Source organism: Acinetobacter sp. YH12200, from assembly GCF_013418175.1.
GTDB classification, from domain to species: domain Bacteria; phylum Pseudomonadota; class Gammaproteobacteria; order Pseudomonadales; family Moraxellaceae; genus Acinetobacter; species Acinetobacter pseudolwoffii.
Genome location: NZ_VPCO01000009.1, coordinates 52,669 through 71,418 on the forward strand (window position 1 = coordinate 52,669; position 18,750 = coordinate 71,418).

The 18,750-nt window shown below is 42.5% G+C and carries 19 protein-coding genes; 13 read left to right on the forward strand and 6 right to left on the reverse strand.

All coding sequences use genetic code 11. The annotated features are described in order from the left end of the window. The first annotated feature begins 369 nt into the window (after nucleotides 1-369). The 6 genes from glyA (at nucleotide 370) to ahpF (ending at nucleotide 7,483) form a co-directional block, all read left to right on the forward strand. A complete protein-coding gene (glyA, locus tag FTU90_RS07835; RefSeq protein WP_005097502.1) occupies nucleotides 370-1,620 on the forward strand; it encodes a serine hydroxymethyltransferase in 1,251 nt (416 codons plus the stop codon). Nucleotides 1,621-2,123: 503 nt separating this feature from the next. Further along, the gene (rnk, locus tag FTU90_RS07840; protein WP_005097501.1) at nucleotides 2,124-2,528 is read left to right on the forward strand and encodes a nucleoside diphosphate kinase regulator; all 405 of its coding nucleotides are present in this window, start codon (nucleotides 2,124-2,126) and stop codon (nucleotides 2,526-2,528) included. Between the two features lie 291 nt (nucleotides 2,529-2,819). After that, a complete protein-coding gene (locus tag FTU90_RS07845) occupies nucleotides 2,820-3,611 on the forward strand; it encodes a hypothetical protein (RefSeq protein WP_005097500.1) in 792 nt (263 codons plus the stop codon). 16 nt (nucleotides 3,612-3,627) lie between these two features. Then, nucleotides 3,628-4,761: a toxic anion resistance protein gene (locus tag FTU90_RS07850; protein ID WP_005097499.1), complete on the forward strand. Its 1,134-nt coding sequence runs from the start codon at nucleotides 3,628-3,630 to the stop codon at nucleotides 4,759-4,761. 33 nt (nucleotides 4,762-4,794) lie between these two features. Further along, complete coding sequence (locus FTU90_RS07855) at nucleotides 4,795-5,712, forward strand: hypothetical protein (RefSeq protein ID WP_005097497.1); 918 nt, start codon at nucleotides 4,795-4,797, stop codon at nucleotides 5,710-5,712. Nucleotides 5,713-5,917: 205 nt separating this feature from the next. After that, nucleotides 5,918-7,483, forward strand: a complete 1,566-nt coding sequence (ahpF, locus tag FTU90_RS07860) for an alkyl hydroperoxide reductase subunit F (protein WP_180072248.1) — start codon at nucleotides 5,918-5,920, stop codon at nucleotides 7,481-7,483. A 265-nt stretch (nucleotides 7,484-7,748) separates the two neighbouring features. On the opposite strand, the gene FTU90_RS07865 is transcribed toward ahpF, so the two are convergent. The 3 genes from FTU90_RS07865 to FTU90_RS07875 form a co-directional block, all read right to left on the reverse strand. Further along, nucleotides 7,749-8,003 carry a YfhL family 4Fe-4S dicluster ferredoxin gene (locus FTU90_RS07865; RefSeq protein WP_180072250.1) on the reverse strand — a complete coding sequence of 85 codons (255 nt, stop codon included), beginning with the start codon at nucleotides 8,001-8,003 and terminating at the stop codon, nucleotides 7,749-7,751. 2 nt (nucleotides 8,004-8,005) lie between these two features. After that, nucleotides 8,006-9,415, reverse strand: a complete 1,410-nt coding sequence (gene yegQ / locus FTU90_RS07870) for a tRNA 5-hydroxyuridine modification protein YegQ (RefSeq protein WP_180072252.1) — start codon at nucleotides 9,413-9,415, stop codon at nucleotides 8,006-8,008. Between the two features lie 131 nt (nucleotides 9,416-9,546). Further along, nucleotides 9,547-9,957 carry a Cd(II)/Pb(II)-responsive transcriptional regulator gene (locus FTU90_RS07875; protein ID WP_005097491.1) on the reverse strand — a complete coding sequence of 137 codons (411 nt, stop codon included), beginning with the start codon at nucleotides 9,955-9,957 and terminating at the stop codon, nucleotides 9,547-9,549. Nucleotides 9,958-10,042: 85 nt separating this feature from the next. Here FTU90_RS07875 and FTU90_RS07880 point away from each other — a divergent pair, with 85 nt between their 5' ends. The 3 genes from FTU90_RS07880 (at nucleotide 10,043) to FTU90_RS07890 (ending at nucleotide 11,300) form a co-directional block, all read left to right on the forward strand. After that, complete coding sequence (locus FTU90_RS07880) at nucleotides 10,043-10,666, forward strand: cation transporter (protein WP_100534816.1); 624 nt, start codon at nucleotides 10,043-10,045, stop codon at nucleotides 10,664-10,666. Between the two features lie 187 nt (nucleotides 10,667-10,853). After that, the gene (locus tag FTU90_RS07885; RefSeq protein WP_005097487.1) at nucleotides 10,854-11,105 is read left to right on the forward strand and encodes a hypothetical protein; all 252 of its coding nucleotides are present in this window, start codon (nucleotides 10,854-10,856) and stop codon (nucleotides 11,103-11,105) included. A gap of 18 nt (nucleotides 11,106-11,123) precedes the next feature. Continuing rightward, entirely contained in the window at nucleotides 11,124-11,300 is a 177-nt protein-coding gene (locus FTU90_RS07890) for a hypothetical protein (protein ID WP_005097486.1), read from the forward strand. A 77-nt stretch (nucleotides 11,301-11,377) separates the two neighbouring features. Here the strand turns inward: FTU90_RS07890 and FTU90_RS07895 are convergent, their stop codons facing one another. Then, entirely contained in the window at nucleotides 11,378-12,157 is a 780-nt protein-coding gene (locus tag FTU90_RS07895; RefSeq protein WP_005097483.1) for a ferredoxin--NADP reductase, read from the reverse strand. A gap of 105 nt (nucleotides 12,158-12,262) precedes the next feature. On the opposite strand from FTU90_RS07895, the gene tsaA reads away from it, so the two are divergent. Further along, entirely contained in the window at nucleotides 12,263-12,982 is a 720-nt protein-coding gene (gene tsaA, locus FTU90_RS07900) for a tRNA (N6-threonylcarbamoyladenosine(37)-N6)-methyltransferase TrmO (protein WP_005097482.1), read from the forward strand. A 53-nt stretch (nucleotides 12,983-13,035) separates the two neighbouring features. On the opposite strand, the gene FTU90_RS07905 is transcribed toward tsaA, so the two are convergent. Both FTU90_RS07905 and FTU90_RS07910 read right to left on the reverse strand, forming a co-directional pair. Beyond that, entirely contained in the window at nucleotides 13,036-14,094 is a 1,059-nt protein-coding gene (locus tag FTU90_RS07905) for a hypothetical protein (RefSeq protein WP_180072254.1), read from the reverse strand. A 129-nt stretch (nucleotides 14,095-14,223) separates the two neighbouring features. Then, nucleotides 14,224-15,483 (reverse strand): MgtC/SapB family protein, encoded by a 1,260-nt coding sequence (locus tag FTU90_RS07910; RefSeq protein ID WP_180049254.1) that lies wholly within the window; start codon nucleotides 15,481-15,483, stop codon nucleotides 14,224-14,226. A gap of 214 nt (nucleotides 15,484-15,697) precedes the next feature. Here FTU90_RS07910 and FTU90_RS07915 point away from each other — a divergent pair, with 214 nt between their 5' ends. The 3 genes from FTU90_RS07915 to FTU90_RS07925 all read left to right on the forward strand — a co-directional run bounded on the left by FTU90_RS07915 (nucleotide 15,698) and on the right by FTU90_RS07925 (nucleotide 18,748). Continuing rightward, nucleotides 15,698-17,455 carry a GspE/PulE family protein gene (locus FTU90_RS07915; RefSeq protein WP_180049252.1) on the forward strand — a complete coding sequence of 586 codons (1,758 nt, stop codon included), beginning with the start codon at nucleotides 15,698-15,700 and terminating at the stop codon, nucleotides 17,453-17,455. 96 nt (nucleotides 17,456-17,551) lie between these two features. Then, nucleotides 17,552-17,929: a NirD/YgiW/YdeI family stress tolerance protein gene (locus tag FTU90_RS07920; protein WP_005170210.1), complete on the forward strand. Its 378-nt coding sequence runs from the start codon at nucleotides 17,552-17,554 to the stop codon at nucleotides 17,927-17,929. A 153-nt stretch (nucleotides 17,930-18,082) separates the two neighbouring features. Continuing rightward, nucleotides 18,083-18,748, forward strand: a complete 666-nt coding sequence (locus FTU90_RS07925) for a response regulator transcription factor (protein ID WP_100534809.1) — start codon at nucleotides 18,083-18,085, stop codon at nucleotides 18,746-18,748. Nucleotides 18,749-18,750 lie beyond the last annotated feature (2 nt).

Here is an 18,750-nt window from a genome sequence, read left to right on the forward strand (position 1 = left end):
ACACCTGAAATGTTCTAAGGGTTAACACGCAGTTGCTGTTCTAGGTTTATAGAGGATAAAAAGGTAAGCGGAACTTAGCTTGAATCTCATTTTAAAATGCTTGCAGAGCGCTCGAGAAAACCAGTCTTTTCACATTTCAAGCAAGACTAGATGGTGAAGGAATAAAAAATGCTCAAAATTTTAAAAGTTAAAAACTTTAACGCCAATTCAATAATTTGATTTTACTTAAATTGGTCATGATTTCTAAAGGCTGGAGTAATATTTATAAAAAACTGCAGAAAGTTCATGATCGAAAATGCAAAACTTCATGCTACAATACGCGCCAATCTTAGCACGGCTTAAAAGCCCTAAATCAATAGGACCTCGCTAATGTTTGCCAATATCTCTATTGCTGAATTTGATCCAGAATTAGCTCAAGCAATCTCGAATGAAGATGCTCGTCAAGAAGCTCATATTGAGCTAATCGCTTCTGAAAACTACTGCTCACCAGCAGTCATGGAAGCTCAAGGTTCAAAACTCACTAACAAATATGCGGAAGGCTACCCAGGTAAACGCTACTATGGCGGTTGCGAATACGTAGACGTGATCGAACAATTGGCGATTGACCGTGCTAAAGAACTCTTTGGTGCTGATTATGCTAACGTTCAGCCACATGCTGGTTCACAAGCAAACTCAGCGGTTTACTTAGCGCTTCTTAACCCTGGCGATACAGTTTTGGGTATGAGCCTTGCTCACGGTGGTCACTTGACTCACGGTGCAAAAGTAAGCTTCTCTGGTAAAACATATAACGCGATTCAATATGGTTTAAACCCAGAAACTGGCGAAATCGACTATGAAGAAGTTGAACGTTTAGCGGTGGAACACAAGCCACGTATGATCGTTGCAGGTTTCTCTGCATACAGCCAAATCGTAGACTGGCAGCGTTTCCGTGACATCGCGGACAAAGTGGGTGCTTACCTGTTTGTTGATATGGCGCACGTTGCAGGTCTGGTTGCTGCTGGCGTTTACCCAAGCCCAGTGCAAATTGCTGACGTAACAACGACCACGACTCACAAAACACTTCGTGGTCCACGTTCTGGTTTAATCCTTGCGAAAGCAAACGAAGAAATCGAGAAAAAATTACAGTCTGCTGTATTCCCGGGTAACCAAGGTGGTCCTTTGGTTCACGCGATTGCAGCGAAAGCGATCTGCTTTAAAGAAGCGATGGCGCCTGAATACAAAGAATATCAAAAACAAGTTGTGGTGAATGCAAAAGCCATGGCTGAAGTGCTAATCGCTCGTGGTTATGATATTGTGTCTGGCGGTACTGAGAACCACTTGTTCTTGTTGTCGTTAATCAAACAAGATATCACAGGTAAAGAAGCGGATGCCTGGTTAGGTGCTGCTCACATTACTGTGAACAAAAACTCTGTACCAAACGATCCACGTTCTCCGTTCGTAACTTCAGGTATCCGTATCGGCACACCTGCAGTAACAACCCGTGGTTTCGGTGAAGCTGAAGTACGTGACCTTGCGGGCTGGATTGCTGACATTCTGGATGCGAAAGGTGATGAAACGGTCATTAATGCGGTGAAAGCGAAGGTTGAAACTGTATGTGCTAAATTCCCAGTTTATGCATAATCGGTTTTAATCGGAAAGGAGCTCCCAACCGGGAGCTTTTTTTATAGCTGTTAAAATGACGAGAAAAAATCAGGATTTGGTTTAGCGCAATTCGAGTTAAACTATATCTATATCGCACCATGATTCAGGCTTAATATTTTATAGCTGATGTTGATAGGACAAGAAAATGAGTCATCAACAAAATCATATTGCGTTTTTCTGAATCTGGCTTAAAGTTTTTTATAGACCAATCTCATTTTTAAATATTTAAAAGAACTGATTTATTCATTGCCAGCTTTTTAGATCCACCCTGTACATTCTGCTTAGTACCTGAAAATTTTTATGCAAATTTCAGACGAGCTCAGGTGTTGGTGCAATAAGCGCTGTGAGTGAGATCATTTTCTTTAAATCTGAACATTGTATTTATAGGAATCATTCAAATATGGGCACAACCTGTATTTGGTGTTCCTGTTGGCTGTTGATTCATTAATTTTTTATTTAGGTATCTAACAAAGGTAATCAGGATGAATAAAACCACTATTATTTTATCTCAGCAGGATTTAGATCGTCTGGAAACCATGCTTGAGCATCAGACCAAGCTGAGCGAAACCATGATTCGTCTGGAAGATGAACTGGCACGTGCTGAAATAGTTGGCCCCGCGGAGATCGCAAGTAATATTGTCACCATGCATTCGCGTGTGTTACTGACTATTGCACCGTCTCCAGAGCCTGTGGAAGTCACACTGGTTTACCCACATGAGTTTAAAGGTGATAAAGGTCAGGTAAATGTGATTGCACCGATAGGCGCAGCCATTCTGGGCTTAGCCGAAGGTCAAACCATTGAATGGCCACAACCAGATGGCCACACCATGAAAGTGACCATTGAAAAAGTGCTTTATCAGCCAGAGAGTACCGGGGATTATCTCTGATATTGTCTTGAACGCATGCTCAAAAGCCATAGTAATATGGCTTTTTTCATCTATGATTTATGATTGATGTTCAAGAGTTTCATCAGACTAAGCTAGCAGTACAGCAAAATTTATCAAACACATTTGCTTTCATTGCAAAAAATATAATTAAAATAAAGATAAAACATGGATTTAGTTAAAGTGATGTAACGAATTTCTGGATAAATATACACAACGTGGTCTGTTTTTTTGCTACATTCGAGGATATTCAAGATTTTTATTTAATCTCTCTAAAAGGATACAGTCTTCGTCATGTCGCGATTTGAAGCTTTACCCGCCTTGACTGACATGTCTTTTGATCGTGAAGAAATACTGGCGATCAAACGTAATGAACTTGTGCCTGTACTGAGCCATCAATATGGACTGAATCATTATGCGGATTCTCTGATTCAGGCACAATCGGTGTTATTAAATGGGGTCGATCCGCATTTGACCCAACAGCTGAGCCAGACCATTGAGCAATTGATTCAGGCTTTGGCAGAATCTAAAAAATATCTGAAAAAACGTAAATTTAATGCACTACAAAAATGGCTTGGGATCGATCTGGATTATGGTTCGAGTCAGGTTGAATATTATCAGCGACTGGACCGTTTACTCGATCAAGCAGATCACCTAAGTCGTAAGTTACAGATTGAAATCCAGAAATCTCAGGCCCGTTTTCAGCAGCTTTTGGGTCTACGTGAGCAGATGGCCAAGCATATTGTCGCGGCAGACGAGTTTTTATCAGAATATCCGCTGTTCATCAAAAACCAGCATCCACTGGATAATTTTTCTGAGCGGCTTTCCAAGAAAATCAATACACTGCGTACCTTGCAAAGCAGTAATGACATTGCCATTACCCAGATGCAGCTTTCACAGCAGCTGTCCTTTAGCTTATTAGACCGCTTTAAAGAAGCGCAACAGGTCTTGATTCCGGCCTGGCAATATCATGTCCAACAAAGCCAGAGCAAGCACTCGACAAGTGATCTGGAAAAACTTGATAATAGCCGTGAAAGTCTGATTAAAACGTTAAAAAAATCCCTCGAGAAACCCTCGAAAACATAACAATATAAGGTGAACCATGACCAAGTCTGATTTAGTAAATTTACCTGTTGAAAGCTCGAATGAACTGGTCGAACAAAAATTTCAGCAAATGGATCTGAAAGAACTGGGCTTGCAACCTGCTGACTTTCAGGAAGTACTGGCAGCACGTAAAGAATTGCAGGATATGAGTCATAACAGCGTGGCTGAGTATGGTAAAAATATTGCGACCAAAACCTCGACCTATACTGATGAATTACTGAATCTGGTCCAAAATAGAGATCTGGATGCGACAGGGCAGAAACTGAATCAGGTGGTGCAGGTGGCCCAGCAACTGAATACCAGCAGCATTTTAAGTCAAAAGAAAAGTTCAGGTTTTTTTGGCAATATCATCAGCAAGTTCAAAGGTGCAAAAGGTAACTTTGATGCACATTTCAATACTACCAAAGAGCAGCTCGATGTGCTGGTCAAAGAAATTGAAACCTCGCAGTCCGGTTTGAAAGCGCGTGTAGATACCCTGGATAAAATGTTTGACGGGGTACAGGATGAATATAAACAGTTAGGCGTACATATTGCAGCCGGCCGTTTACGTGAGCAGGAGCTACAGCAGGAAATCTCCGCTTTAACCGCTTTGCCACAAGATCAAACCACAACACAGAAAATTTATGATCTGAACCATCTGGCCAATAATCTGGAAAAACGGGTCAGCGATTTGCAGGTTTTACAGCAATCTGCCATGCAAACCTTGCCGATGATCCGGATTATTCAGTCCAACAACCTGATGCTGGTCGACAAGTTTTATGCGATTAAAAATATTACTTTACCGGCATGGAAAAACCAGATCAGTCTGGCCATTTCTCTGAGTGAACAAAAGAACAGTGTCCAGCTGGCCAATACCATTGATGATGCCACCAATGAACTGCTGCGCCGTAATGCAGATCTATTGCATCAGAACTCTGTCGATACCGCAAAAGCCAATCAGCGCTCCGTAATTGATATCGAAACGCTTGAACATGTGCAAAACACCCTCATTAAAACAGTCAATGATGTGATACAGATTCAGAAAGAAGGTGTACAAAAACGCACAGAAGCAACCGTGCGTTTAAAGGCTTTACAGGATAATCTGAATCACTTGGTGATTGAATCAAGTACGAGCGGATCAAAGCCCAACTAAATATTGTGGTTGAAGATCTAAAAGGAGTAAAGATTGCCTCCCTTAGATGAATATGCGGTGTCTCCTGGTGAGATCAAGCAAGGCGTGGTTGCGCTCAAGAAACGTCAACGCAATTTGATGTTATTGGGTATCACCAGTTCTACGGTATTTATTGCCTCCATCATTGGTCTGTTTTTTCAGCAGGAACTGGTCTATGGCTTTTTTGGCCTGAGTACCGAAGTGCAGCAGTTACATTTACCGGTCAGTGTAGATGCCACGCTGGCCAGCATTGGTGATAGTCCGGATTATTTTTTTAGTTTGCTGAGCTGGTTTGGCTGGCTGATTATTAAAATTTTTGCTTCTTTTATCGGTGCATTTTTTATCATTGGCCTATTAAAGAAACTGCGTTTCTTTTATGTGCGCTTTCAGTCTTTTGTGCTGAAATTTGTCGCTTGGCTAATTGCCTTTATCGTGATCTGGTCGGGATTAACTTACTGGCAGCATGATTTACGGAATGACCGGCATGATGCTTATCAGCAGGTGGTGTATTACGATAGCAATATCAATGACAGTGAAATTGCACGATACCTCGCCGATTCAGAGATTGCTGCACCGGTAAAATCTTATTTACTGGCACAAACAGCACTTTTGCATAAACCGCAAGATTTATCGGCTGCAAAACCTTATGTATTCAATCTGGTAGAAGCAGAAAAGCAGGATGCAAAATTTGAGCAATATGGCTTTAAGTCGGAACAACTCTGGACCATGCAGCAACAGATCTATGGTCAAGCCATGACACCGGTTGCCAAGAGTGTAAATACGCAAGTACAACAGGCAAACCAGTTGAGTCAGATCACTTATCTGGTGATTATTGGAGTGGCCATTTTATCGGCATTTCTGAGTTTGGTTCTGTTCTTCTTGGCCAATTCAATCAAAGGCCGATCCTTGCGTATCGAGCAACGGATAAATTAATGTTTTAGAAATGCTCCTGTTTAGGAGCATTTTTTATCTGCTGATGAAACAGTATAAAAATTAAAAGTTGAAATACCAAAAATAATTATCAAACCAATGATCTAAAAAAACGATTTATAATATAAAAACAAACTGTTTTACCTATTTTGATTTATGCATTAATATCGCTTTATCAAATAAATATTTATTCCTTTGGAGCTTAGCAATGTTAGACCAAAATACTTCAGCTCAATTAAAAACACTACTCGAACGTCTGGAAAGCCCGATTGAACTGGTTGCGACTTTAAATGATTCCGACAAATCTGCAAAAATCAAAGAACTGGTAGAGGAAATCGCTGCATTATCTGATTTAGTCACTGCGCGTTTTGATGGCCAGAACCAACGTGCACCAAGCTTTGGTATTGCCAAAGCAGGTGAAGAACCACGTGTCTACTTCGCAGGTCTGCCAATGGGGCATGAATTCACCTCACTGATTCTGGCTTTACTACAAAGCTCTGGTTATGCACCGAAAGTATCTGCTGAAGTTTTAGAGTCGATTAAAGGCTTAGGGATCAAATCTGATTTTGATGTATTTGTATCACTCAGCTGCCATAACTGTCCGGATGTGGTTCAAGCCTTAAACCTGATTGCAATTTACAACCCGGGCACAACAGCCACCATGATTGATGGGGCATTCTTTCAGGATGAAGTGGAAGAACGCAAAATCATGGCGGTGCCGATGGTGTTCCAGGACAACCAGCATATCGGTCAAGGTCGTATGACTTTGGAAGAAATCGTGGCAAAACTGGACACCAACTCTGCAGCAAAAGAGGCTGAAAAGCTCAATGCCAAAGATGCTTTTGATGTATTGGTGATTGGTGGTGGTCCTGCAGGCAATACCTCTGCGATCTATGCTGCACGTAAAGGCATTAAAACCGGTATCGTAGCTGAGCGCATGGGCGGTCAGGTCATGGACACCATGGACATCGAAAACTATACCTCGATTCAAAAAACCCAAGGACCTAAGTTTGCTGCTGAAATGGAAGCACACGTACGAGAATACGGTGTTGACATCATGAACCTGCAACGTGTCTCTAACATCAAAGGTGCAGATGAAACAACGAATGGTCTGGTAGAAGTCACTTTAGAGAATGGTGCCAAACTGGAATCGAAAACGGTCATCCTGTCTACAGGTGCACGCTGGAGAGAAATGAACGTTCCGGGTGAGCAGGAATACAAAACCCGTGGTGTGGCCTACTGCCCACACTGTGATGGTCCATTGTTCAAAGGCAAACGTGTTGCGGTAATCGGTGGGGGTAACTCTGGTGTAGAAGCTGCGATTGACCTTGCAGGGATTGTAGAGCATGTGACTTTGGTTGAGTTTGATAGCAAGCTTCGTGCGGATCAGGTATTGCAAGACAAATTAACAAGCTTGCCAAACACCACGGTGATTAAAAATGCCTTGTCGACTGAAGTGGTGGGTGACGGTTCACAAGTGACTGCACTGAAATACAAAGACCGTGTAACAGATGAAGAGCACACTGTTGAATTGGCTGGTATCTTCGTACAGATTGGTTTGTTGCCGAATACCGATTTCTTAAAAGCAACAGCGGTTGAATTGTCAAATCGTGGTGAGATCCTGATTAACGAACGCAACGAAACCAATGTGAAAGGTGTATTTGCGGCGGGTGACTGTACTACTGTTCCGTATAAGCAGATCATCATTGCCACAGGTGAAGGTGCGAAAGCATCACTGTCTGCATTTGATTACATCATCCGTTCAGGTCAGTAAAAAATAACACCAAGGTTCCCCAAAACCTTGGTGTTCGATCTCGATTATCTTTGTTATACCTTTTTATAGGAACTCCGGACGCTAACACCAGAGTTCCTTTTTTTATTGTTATATTTGCTTCCTTTTTTAGATCAGCCAGAAGCATCCCCAATTGCTTCTGGCTGTTTCTTTCCTCTGTACTGTTTTTGTTTTGACTCTTATTATTCAGCCTTCCCCAAGGTTGTCTTTATTCAATGCAATATTTATTCCAATGTTTGATCAGTACTTAAGACTGGAACAAATTCAAGACTTTAAATTTTTCTAACAGTTGCTCTTGCGTCTCTACATGCTCAGGATGTGGCACAATGCACTCAATTGGGCATACATCTACACAGGTTTGGCGCTCATAAAAGCCGACACATTCCGTACAACGGTTCACATCAATCTCATAGACTTTCGCACCCTCATAAATCGCATCATTTGGACATTCTGCTAAACACATATCGCAATTGATGCATTTTTCGGTAATCAGCAGCGCCATGTTTAACTCGCCTGATAAGCCAGTGACGATGCCGAAATATCTATAGTCGATGTCGGCAGATTGCGAATCAGCAGCGCATATTGCATATCTACATCTGCCGGAACCGGAATCTCGACGATATGACCTGAGCCTTTAGCCTCAGAAATCAGATTGCCTTTTTTGTCTTTCATTTCGGTTAAAACAAAGCTGATATTGCCTTGCGTCGTCATCAGCTCTAAGGAATCACCCACGACAAAACGGTTTTTTACATCAATTTTGATGGAGTTACCGTTACGTTCTAAGACTTCACCGCAGAACTGTTGATGGTCAAAACTTGAAGAGCCATTTTCATAATTTTGATATTCACTGTGCACATGACGGCGCAGGAAACCTTCGGTATACCCACGATTGGCCAGACCTTCTAATTGCGTCATCAATGCTGGGTCAAATGGTTGGCCCGCAAGCGCATCATCAATGGCCTTACGATAGATTTGTGCGGTACGGGCACAGTAAAAATAGGATTTGGTCCGGCCTTCAATCTTCAAGGAATGTACCCCGACCTTGATCAGACGCTCGATATGTTGTACCGCACGTAAGTCTTTAGAGTTCATGAAATAAGTGCCATGTTCATCTTCTTCGGCAGCAAACATGTCTTCATCATTACGCTGTAATAATATCGGTTCATCAAATTGATGCTGTGCTTGCATATGTGCTTCGTCGGCATCTTGAGAGCAGCAGCCTGAATCCAGATTTTTCACCGGAATCACATCACCAATTTCATCTTCCTTCGCATCCAGAACTTTGTATTCCCAGCGGCAGGCATTGGTACACGCACCCTGATTGGCATCACGTTTATTCATGTAACCAGACAGCATGCAACGGCCGGAATAGGCCATGCACAGCGCACCATGTACGAAAACCTCAATCTCCATATCCGGTACTTGCTGTTTAATCTCAGCAATTTCTTCAATCGATAATTCACGTGACAGAATCACGCGCGTGAGTCCCATATTTTTCCAGAATTTTACCGTTGCCCAATTCACTGCATTGGCTTGCACAGACAGATGAATATCCATTTCTGGAAAATGTTCACGCACCATCATGATCAGGCCCGGATCAGACATGATCAGCGCATCCGGCTGCATCGCCACCACAGGTTCCAGATCACGAATAAAATTTTTCAGTTTGGAATTATGCGGCTGGATATTGACGACCACATAGAACTTTTTACCTAGCTCATGGGCTTCTTGAATGCCAATCGCCAGATTGTCATGATCAAATTCATTATTACGAACGCGCAAACTATAACGCGGCTGACCTGCATAGACTGCATCTGCACCATAGGCGAAGGCATAGCGCATATTTTTCAGTGAACCGGCAGGTGAGAGGAGTTCAGTAACGGTCGTCAGGCTCATGATGGAATCGAAAGACATATAAAAAGTACGGCTTTATTCTAACCATCTAAAATTTGGATTCAACCCAGTAAATTACTCGGAAATAAGCCATTTAGAATAAAAAGAATGTTTTATTTTGAGTGAAATGAAGCACTAAAATTATTCAATATTCAATTATTTTCAGTCTGTTCGAGCATTTTTAAAATCTGGCAATGATCAATGGTGGTCGGGACATTACAACTTTTGCGAAGTGCAATCAGCTGTTGTTCGAATAGCTGTAATTCCCTAATTTTTTTGGAGATATCTTCTAAATGCTGGTCGATGAGCTGATTCACTGCACCGCATTCCTGCTGCGGATTCTGTTCGAGTTTAATCAGGGCTTCAATCTCTTTTAAGGACATGTCCAAAGCACGACAGCGTTTGATAAAAAGCAGCCTTTTCAGGGCTTCTTCACCATAATAACGATAGCGATTACTTGCTCGAAAATTCGGCTGTATCAAGCCTTTCTTCTCATAAAAGCGAATGCTATCTGTGCTTAAAGCAGTCTTTTTGGCTATTTCTGAAATTAAATAGACCGACATTGCTCGCTCCTGCTTGACCTTGGAGTTAGTCCATAGTTTCTAATTATTTTAACTCATTTTTTGCACGAAAGTATGGAAGATCAACATGGCCTGTAGCTGTAGTCATGAACCTGCTCCACCCAAACCTGACAGTAAGTTTAGAACGGCGTTATGGATTGCCTTGGTGGTGAACCTGACTTTATTTGTGGTAGAACTGATTGGTGGGGCCTATGCACATTCATCGGCTTTGTGGGCAGATGCCTTGGACTTCTTTGGTGATGCCGTCAATTATGGCGTCTCTTTGGCGGTCATCGGTGCAAGTCTGTACTGGCGCGCAACAGTCGCTTTACTCAAGGGAATGACCATGGCCTTATTTGGCCTGGTGATCATGGGAAAAGTCATTTATGCCTATCTGCAAGGCATTCCGCCAGAGGCACTGACCATGGGCTTGATTGGTGTGCTGGCATTGCTGGCAAATGTATTTACGGCAGTCATTCTTTATGCCTTTCGTGAAGGTGATTCCAATATGCGGTCAGTCTGGCTGTGTAGCCGAAATGATGCCATTGGCAATGCTGCCGTGATTCTGGCAGCAGTCGGGGTTTTTGGTACAGGCAGTCTGTGGCCAGATATAATAGTGGCGATGATTATGGCGAGTCTTGGTTTAACTGCGGGCTATCAGATTATGAAGCAGGCACTGGCAGAACGGGCATTAGGACATGAGTCAGCCTGATTCTGAATATTTAAGTTTAATCCTAAAGAAGCTGCTTAACGGGCAGCTTCTTTATGGCCTGTATATTTTAAATAGATGAAAAATAAAGCTTTACAAATCCACTAATTTTAGAAAGAATCATCCGCGAAATTTATAGAATAGCAATATAACTTAACCATTTAATTTTTATTGTTTTTGAGGGGGGACAATGAACTTCATAAAACTACTTTCACTTGCGGCCATGGTGCTGATGACGGGCTGTAGCTCTATGGTCATCACTTATGATGCCACCGGTCAGGTGATTGGATCATGTAAAGCAACCCGCGGTCTGCTTTCAACTGCAAGTGCCCATTGTGGTGGTTCAGGTAATGCGATGGGTGTGAATTACAATAGCGTGGATGCCAAGACGGGTTTGTTGCCAGCACTGCCAAGTCAAAACCAGATTAATTTAAAGCCATAAAGAATACAGGGGAATATCATGAAATTATCAGCACTTATTGCACTGGCACTGGTATTAACAGGCTGTGCATCGACAGTGACTACATTTGACTCGCATGGCCGTATGATCGGTTCATGTAAGGCAGAAAGCGGTTTTATCATTGGTGGTGGCGCAGGCTGTTCAGGTTCTGCCAATCAGGAAGGTCGTGATCGTTAATTTTTTAACTCCGATTCAAATAAAAAACCGAAGCTTCAAGCTTCGGTTTTTTAATTCTGATCATCTAAAATCAGATTTTATTTTTCCACGAATGCACGTTCAATCACGTAATCGCCTAGAACACCCATTTTAGGTGACTCTTTTAGACCGTGTTGGTCTAGAAGTGCAGCCACATCGTCGAGGAAGGCCGGGCTACCACACAGCATAGCGCGATCCGTTTCCGGGTTAAAACGTGGCAGACCAATTTTTTCAAACAGTTCGCCGGTTTCAATTGCAGTCGTAACGCGACCTTGGTTCGGATATTCTTCACGCGTCACAGTCGGGTAGTACACTAATTTTTCTTTTGCACCAAGCTCTGAGAAGAATTCGTGATTTGGTACTTCATTCAAAATCAAATCTTGATAAGCCAGTTCAGAAATGAAACGGGTACCATGTACGATAATGATTTTTTCAAAACGTTCATAAGTTTCAGGATCACGGATGGTCGCCAAGAATGGTGCAAGGCCAGTGCCTGAAGACAGAAGATACAAGTTTTTGCCTGGGTTCAGGTCATCTAGCACCAAAGTACCTGTCGGTTTTTTAGAAATCAGGATGTCATCGCCGACTTTTACTTTTTGTAGAATGGAAGTCAGTGGGCCATCCGGCACTTTAATTGAGAAAAACTCTAACTCTTCTTCGTAGTTGGCACTTGCAATTGAATATGCACGCATTAAGGGCTTGCCATTGACTTCAAGGCCGATCATTACAAACTGACCGTTTTTAAAACGTAAAGCAGTGTCACGAGTCGTTTTAAAAGAGAATAAAGTATCATTCCAGTGGTGGACGTGAGTAATCTTTTCGACGTTAAAAGCAGCCATTAAAGGTCTCAATAAGTTATCAAATTAGAACAACTTGCTATTCTAAACTAAATCCATTCTCTATAAACTGAATATATTTAATTGAGCTTATCAAAAAAAGTGATGATGACTGAAATTAAGTTGCCGATTATTGGTTATATGCAATCACCCTACAAAGAAAAATTTGGTATTCCACGGCAGCCCAATCTGGTGCAGGTCGAAAGTTATATCGAAATGGTCGGCCCCTATAATGATTTGCTGGCATTTGAAGGAATTGAGGCTTTTAGTCATCTCTGGCTGATCTGGCAGTTTCATGATAATAAATATCAGGAGAATGCGAAATTCCGTCCTCAAGTACGCCCACCACGTTTGGGCGGCAATCAGAAGATTGGCGTTTTTGCGACACGGAGCATGTATCGTCCAGCGCCGATTGGCTTGTCAGTTGTTCAACTCAAAGAAGTCAAGAAGGTCGGCAAGAATGTACGTGTGTATCTAAATGGAAGTGATTTGCTGGATGGAACGCCGATTGTCGATATCAAGCCCTATATTCAGTATTCAGATGCCGTGATTGAGGCACAAAGTGGTTATGCACAGGATGAGCCACAACGTAAATCGGTAATTTGGACAGAAGAGGCGGAGCAGCAAAAACAGCAGTTCATGAATAAGGGAAAAGTTTCTCCACAAATACTGCAAGAACTCGAAAAAGTTCTCTCTTTAGATCCGAGACCTGCTTATCAGGATGATGAGGAACGGGTTTATGGAATGAAGTTTGCGGATTTAGATGTGAGATTTTTGGTAACAGAGTTATCTGTTTATATATCAGAAATAGAATATATTGAATTGTGATTGAAGAAACTAAGATAAGCGTATCTTATATACGCTTATCTCTAGTCATATTTTTACTTCAATTTACGATATTTATCAATTTCTTGACTAGCAGTAGAGTTGAAAACAGTACATTCTTTTTGTAAAGATTGAATATATAACTCTTGTTCTAAAATTTCCTCTGCATCTGTAAGTTTATCAGACTTAAGGTCTTTTAAAATTTGTGTTTCAATTTCAATTTCTTTATTTAAAGAGTAATAGATACCTGATTTATTGTACTCGCCCATACGATATTTATTATCAACTTGCACAAGAGCACTAATATATTCATTTGGGTAAATTGAATTCGAGATGAAAGCGTTATAACTACCTAAATTTATAGTTTTATATCCTTCAGAGAATATGTTCTGGAAACTATCATAAGTCTCATATGGATTTTTATACATCATAATGAAGTCTTTACTCGAAGATAAACTTAATCCTCTTAAGCACTTTGAGCCATTTGGAAATGTCTTGCCTTTAAGTTTGGAAAGATAAAATTGTGCAAAATCACCATAATTATCCAGCTTGGGTTCTAAAGAGACTAGATACAGATGAGTATCTATGTATTCACCCAATAGTTTACCCGATAGATCGACTAACTCATATTTTTCAGTTAATTGAAGACCTGTATGTCCAATTTTAGAGGATGGAATATAAGTTTTCTCAGTCACCGAGTTTTTTAGAAGTGATCCAATTTTATAGCCTAATTCAGGATCTTTATTTAACTCTAATTCGTACAGACCTTCATTGGTTAAGTAATCACCAAAAATATACAGTTCATTTATATCAAGATTTTCCATATCTTTTCGGTTGCTTAAATAGTCTACACGGACATACTGCGTATCTCCTTTACTCGTAAAAGTGAGTTTGTCGAATAAATAATCGGAGCCAGTAAAATATGAAGGAGAATAGGCAGACCATTCAGAATCATTTGTTGTAGTATTTCCAGTTCCAGTTCCAGTTCCAGTTCCAGTTCCAGTTCCAGTTCCAGTTCCAGTTCCAGGGTTTGAATCAGAAGAAGAGGAGCCCCCACCACAAGCACTTAGCATGAATGCACTAAAAATTGCGAGTGATAAATTCTTAAATTTCATAAAAATCCCTATAAAAAATCGTAGTAATAAAATTGTTTTTTAAAATAAAGCAGACTAATTATAGCGAATAAATATCAAAATTAAATTTGCAAAATATATAAAAATTAACTATTTAAATATACTTAACAATCAAAATACCATCCACCACAAAATACCAATCAACACCGCCATATGCAAAATCTGTACTGGCGCAAAGTACAGAGAAAATTTGAAACCACCCGTTACAGCAGCATTGACTGACTTGGCTACAGCATGTGCGCCCAGCCCCAAAAGCAGGGCATAGATCAGCCGGGTATTGGATGGATCTCCTTGAATGACCACGCTTGCCATTGCGGCATGAATTTCAAATAAAGATGCGAACAAGGTACCTGCCAGCAAACCCGCATCTCCTAGTAATAGCTCTAGCCCATAAATTCCAGCCTGAATCAATGTCAAGGTGACGGCAATAATTACCGCCTCCTTCAGGCTAAACATCTGACTATCTTCTTCTTTTTCACAGTTCTCCGCTGGCTTGGCTTTACGTAATAGCAGAAATGCACAAGCAGCCAAAATGGCCATCGCAACCAAGGAGGGTAAAATCAGAATTTTCAGCCAGCTCCACGACACCCCTCCAACGACAATAAATAACAGTATCAGGGTCGAAATACAGGACATGAGTGCTGCGCCTGCATTGGATTTAGCATCGACCTCACCTTTGCGCACCTGTAGACCTAAATGGGCAATGGTCGCGGTACTGGAGACAAAACCTGAAGCGAGGGAGGATAGCATGAGGGCATTTTTACTGGATAAAAGCCGTTTGGCCACGTGAGCAAGTGCCTGTACCACCAGAATCAGAGTGAGTAGTCTCAAGATCAGATGCGGGTTGAGGACTTCTCCCCATAAAGGCGTGTCGGGTGTTAGTGGCAGGCCGATCAGAATCAGGGCAAGTAATAATAGCCCATCTCTAAACTCTGCTTCGGTAATCCATTGTCCGGCAATATTATGCAGGGAGTGTTTGGCCATCAGAATAGTCGTCAGCATGACCGCGAGCCCTGCGGCCAAGGGGATATTCCAAAGACAGATTGCCCCAATAAAATACGTCATGAGAAAGGCGAGTTCTGTGGTAATGCCAGGATCTTCAGGCTGATTTCGGATTGAAAAAATCACCATGCCACCCACAATCAGCGCACCAGCAAGCCCAATACTCATACCGAACAGGAAGCATAGCGCACCCAATAAGGCACAGATGGCAAAAGAGCGTAATCCGGCAAAACTGGGTTGCTGTTCACGTTGTTTATGACGTTCTCGTTCCAGACCGATTAACAAACCACAGCCCAGAGCCGCTGTCAGAATGGCCAGAAGGTCCTGAAAAGAGCTACTGCTATTAAAGGGCACCACGCTAAAATCCAAGTTTCACCTCAGTCACCGAACAAAACATGCTGATTGAAATATAGGCGATTCCTTCAGGTAGCAGCAAGCCGGAAATACAGCGAGGAGCGAATAAAGCTCGGAAAGTCTTATTGTTTTACATCCATTCGGTAAAAGTCACCGGCAGGAGCAACTGGGGAATGCGAAAAATCACAAAAACTTGCTATAGTGACGGCAGGTTTGGGGACTGATAATAATGAAATTTGACTTTGAAATTGATACGGCCTGGTGTTTAGACCAACTGTTTAAAGATGGCAAAATAAGTGAACGTGACCGCATGCTGATACAGACCACGCATCGGCAACGTGACCAGTTAAAATGGCATCCCTTACAATGGATTGCCAACTTCAATCTCATTGATCAATCTCATCCGCAAACCACATTGACCTTGAACCGCTTATGTCAGTGGCTGGCCGAAAAAACCGGATTAATGTTCTATATCATCGATCCTTTAAAAGCGGACGTACAGGCATTGACCCATGTCATGTCACAGGAATATGCACTACGTAACCATATTCTGGCCGTTGAGATTCAGGCCGATAAAGTTCTGATCGCGACCGATCAGCCGTATAAGACTGAATGGGTCTCTAATCTTGAACAGAATATTTCCCCGAAAAAAATCCAACGGGTGCTGCTGAATCCAGAACAGTTACAACGATATATTGTCGAATATTATCAGGTTAGCCGTGCCGTCAGTGGCTCACAAAAATCCTCGGCCTATGACCGGGAAAATAAAGGCGTCGAAGCCTTGCTACAACTGGGCGATTCGCAAAATCCGGATGCCAATGACCAGCATATTGTCAAACTGGTGGACTGGGTGCTGCAATTTGCCTTTGAACAGGGTGCAAGTGATATTCATATGGAACCGCGCAAAGGTACGGGCAAGATTCGCTTTCGAATCGATGGGGTGTTGCATACCATTTATAACATGCCGGCCAATACGCTGACAGCGGTAATTTCCCGGATCAAGATTCTGGGCCGGATGAATGTGGCAGAAAAGCGTAAACCACAAGATGGCCGTCTGAAAACCCGAACGCCGAAAGGACAGGAAACCGAATTGCGTCTGTCGACCTTGCCGACCGCATTTGGCGAAAAACTGGTGATGCGGATTTTTGATCCGGAAGTTCTGGTCAGAAGTTTTCAGCAACTCGGTTTTGAAGGGCATTTACTCAATGACTGGAATAATCTGACCAGTCACAGTCACGGCATCATTCTGGTCACCGGGCCAACTGGTTCTGGTAAAACCACAACACTGTATTCGACCTTGAAGCAGCTGGCGACGGAACAGGTCAACGTCTGTACCATTGAAGATCCGATCGAGATGCTGGAACCGAGTTTCAACCAGATGCAGGTCAATAACGGTATTGAACTGGGCTTCGCCGATGGCGTGCGCGCGCTGATGCGTCAGGATCCGGACATTATCATGGTCGGTGAGATTCGTGATCAGGATACTGCCAATATGGCGATCCAGGCGGCACTCACCGGGCATCTGGTCTTATCTACCCTACATACCAATGATGCGCCGTCGAGTCTGACCCGTTTGCATGATCTGGGCGTGCAACCTTTTCTGACCGCAGCCACCATTCTCGGGGTATTGGCGCAGCGTCTGGTGCGTAAACTCTGCCCACACTGCAAGCAGGAAAGCTTCCTGAATGAACAGGAATGGCAGCATCTGGCGGCAGACTATCCTTTACCGCGTCCGGAATTTGTTTTTAAAGCCGTAGGTTGTGAGGAGTGCCGTCATACCGGTTATAAAGGCCGGATTGGTATTTACGAATTTATGCCCCTGAGTCTGGAAACCAAGCAGCTGATTGGGGCCGACGCTAACTTAAACCAGCTACGCCAGCAGGCAAAAAAAGAAGGGGTAGAACCGCTGCGTATCGCGGGTGCGCGTAAGGTCGTAGAAGGAATGACCACACTGGAAGAAGTATTGAGAGTGGTACCTTTAAATTAATTTTTAAAGATGAAGCAATCTTAAGTTTCAATTCATCTTCGGCTGTTTTAATAGCATTATCGAAACAAAGCACAGATACACAAAGAGGTATACGCCATGAAAATGATGATGAATACAGTTTTAGCAGCCGCACTGATGGGTTCAATTGCGACAGCCGCAGTTGCAAGTAATGAAGCCGTGAATCAACCCGTGGTAAATCAGGCTGCTTTTGCGAAAACGATGACAGTGCAACAGGCCTTGGGCATGAAAGATGATAGCAAGGTTCAGCTTAAAGGCTATGTGGTTAAAGCGGTTGGTGATGAAAAATATCAGTTCCGTGACAGCACAGGCAGCATTACCGTAGAAATTGATGATGAACTGTGGCAAGGCAAACCGATTTCAGCCAAAACGCCAGTGACCATTATCGGTGAAGTGGATATTGACTATAAACCGGCAAAACGAGTTGAAATTGATGTCGAGCAGCTTCGTTTCTAATTCTAATATGAGCAGATGAATTGAATCTGAAGCTTGCTCTGGATTCAAAAACTGTAAAAAACCACATGCAAATCATACAAAAAAGCATGTGGTTTTTTTGAGTCTGGAGATTTTTCAGGGCAAGATAGAGAGATTGGCAAAGCGGAGCACAGCATGCGTATTCTTTTGGCAGAAGATGATCAGTCTCAGGCAGAAAGTATTCAGACCTGGCTGGAAATGGACGGCTATGTGATTGACTGGGTCGAGCGTGGCGATCATGCCATTTTGGCCATCGAACAGCATCAATATGACTGCGTATTACTGGATCGCGGACTACCACATGCGACTGGAGATGACATTCTAAAAAGCTTACGCAGCACACAGAAAGATACACCGGTGATTTTTATTACTGCCCGGGACAGTATTGATGACCGGGTTGAAGGTCTGGATTTGGGTGCCAATGATTATCTGGTCAAACCTTTTAGTCTGGAAGAGCTTTCTGCCAGGGTGCGCGCGCAGTTAAGACTGAAACAGCAAACGCCAAATCATATTCTGAAATGGCAGGATTTAAGTCTGGATACCCAGGCCAAGGCCCTGAACAAGGCTGGACAGCCGATTGATCTGACTGCGAAAGAATTTCAGATTTTATATAAACTGATGCAGCAGCCGGAACATGTCATTACCCGCGAGCAACTGGAGGAATCGCTATATGCCTGGGGGGATGAAATTGAAAGTAATGCCATTGAAGTGTTTATTTACCAGTTACGTAAAAAAATTGGCAGCCAGATGATTAAAACCATCCGTGGTTTGGGTTATCGCATGCATAAACCCGAGGCATAAAT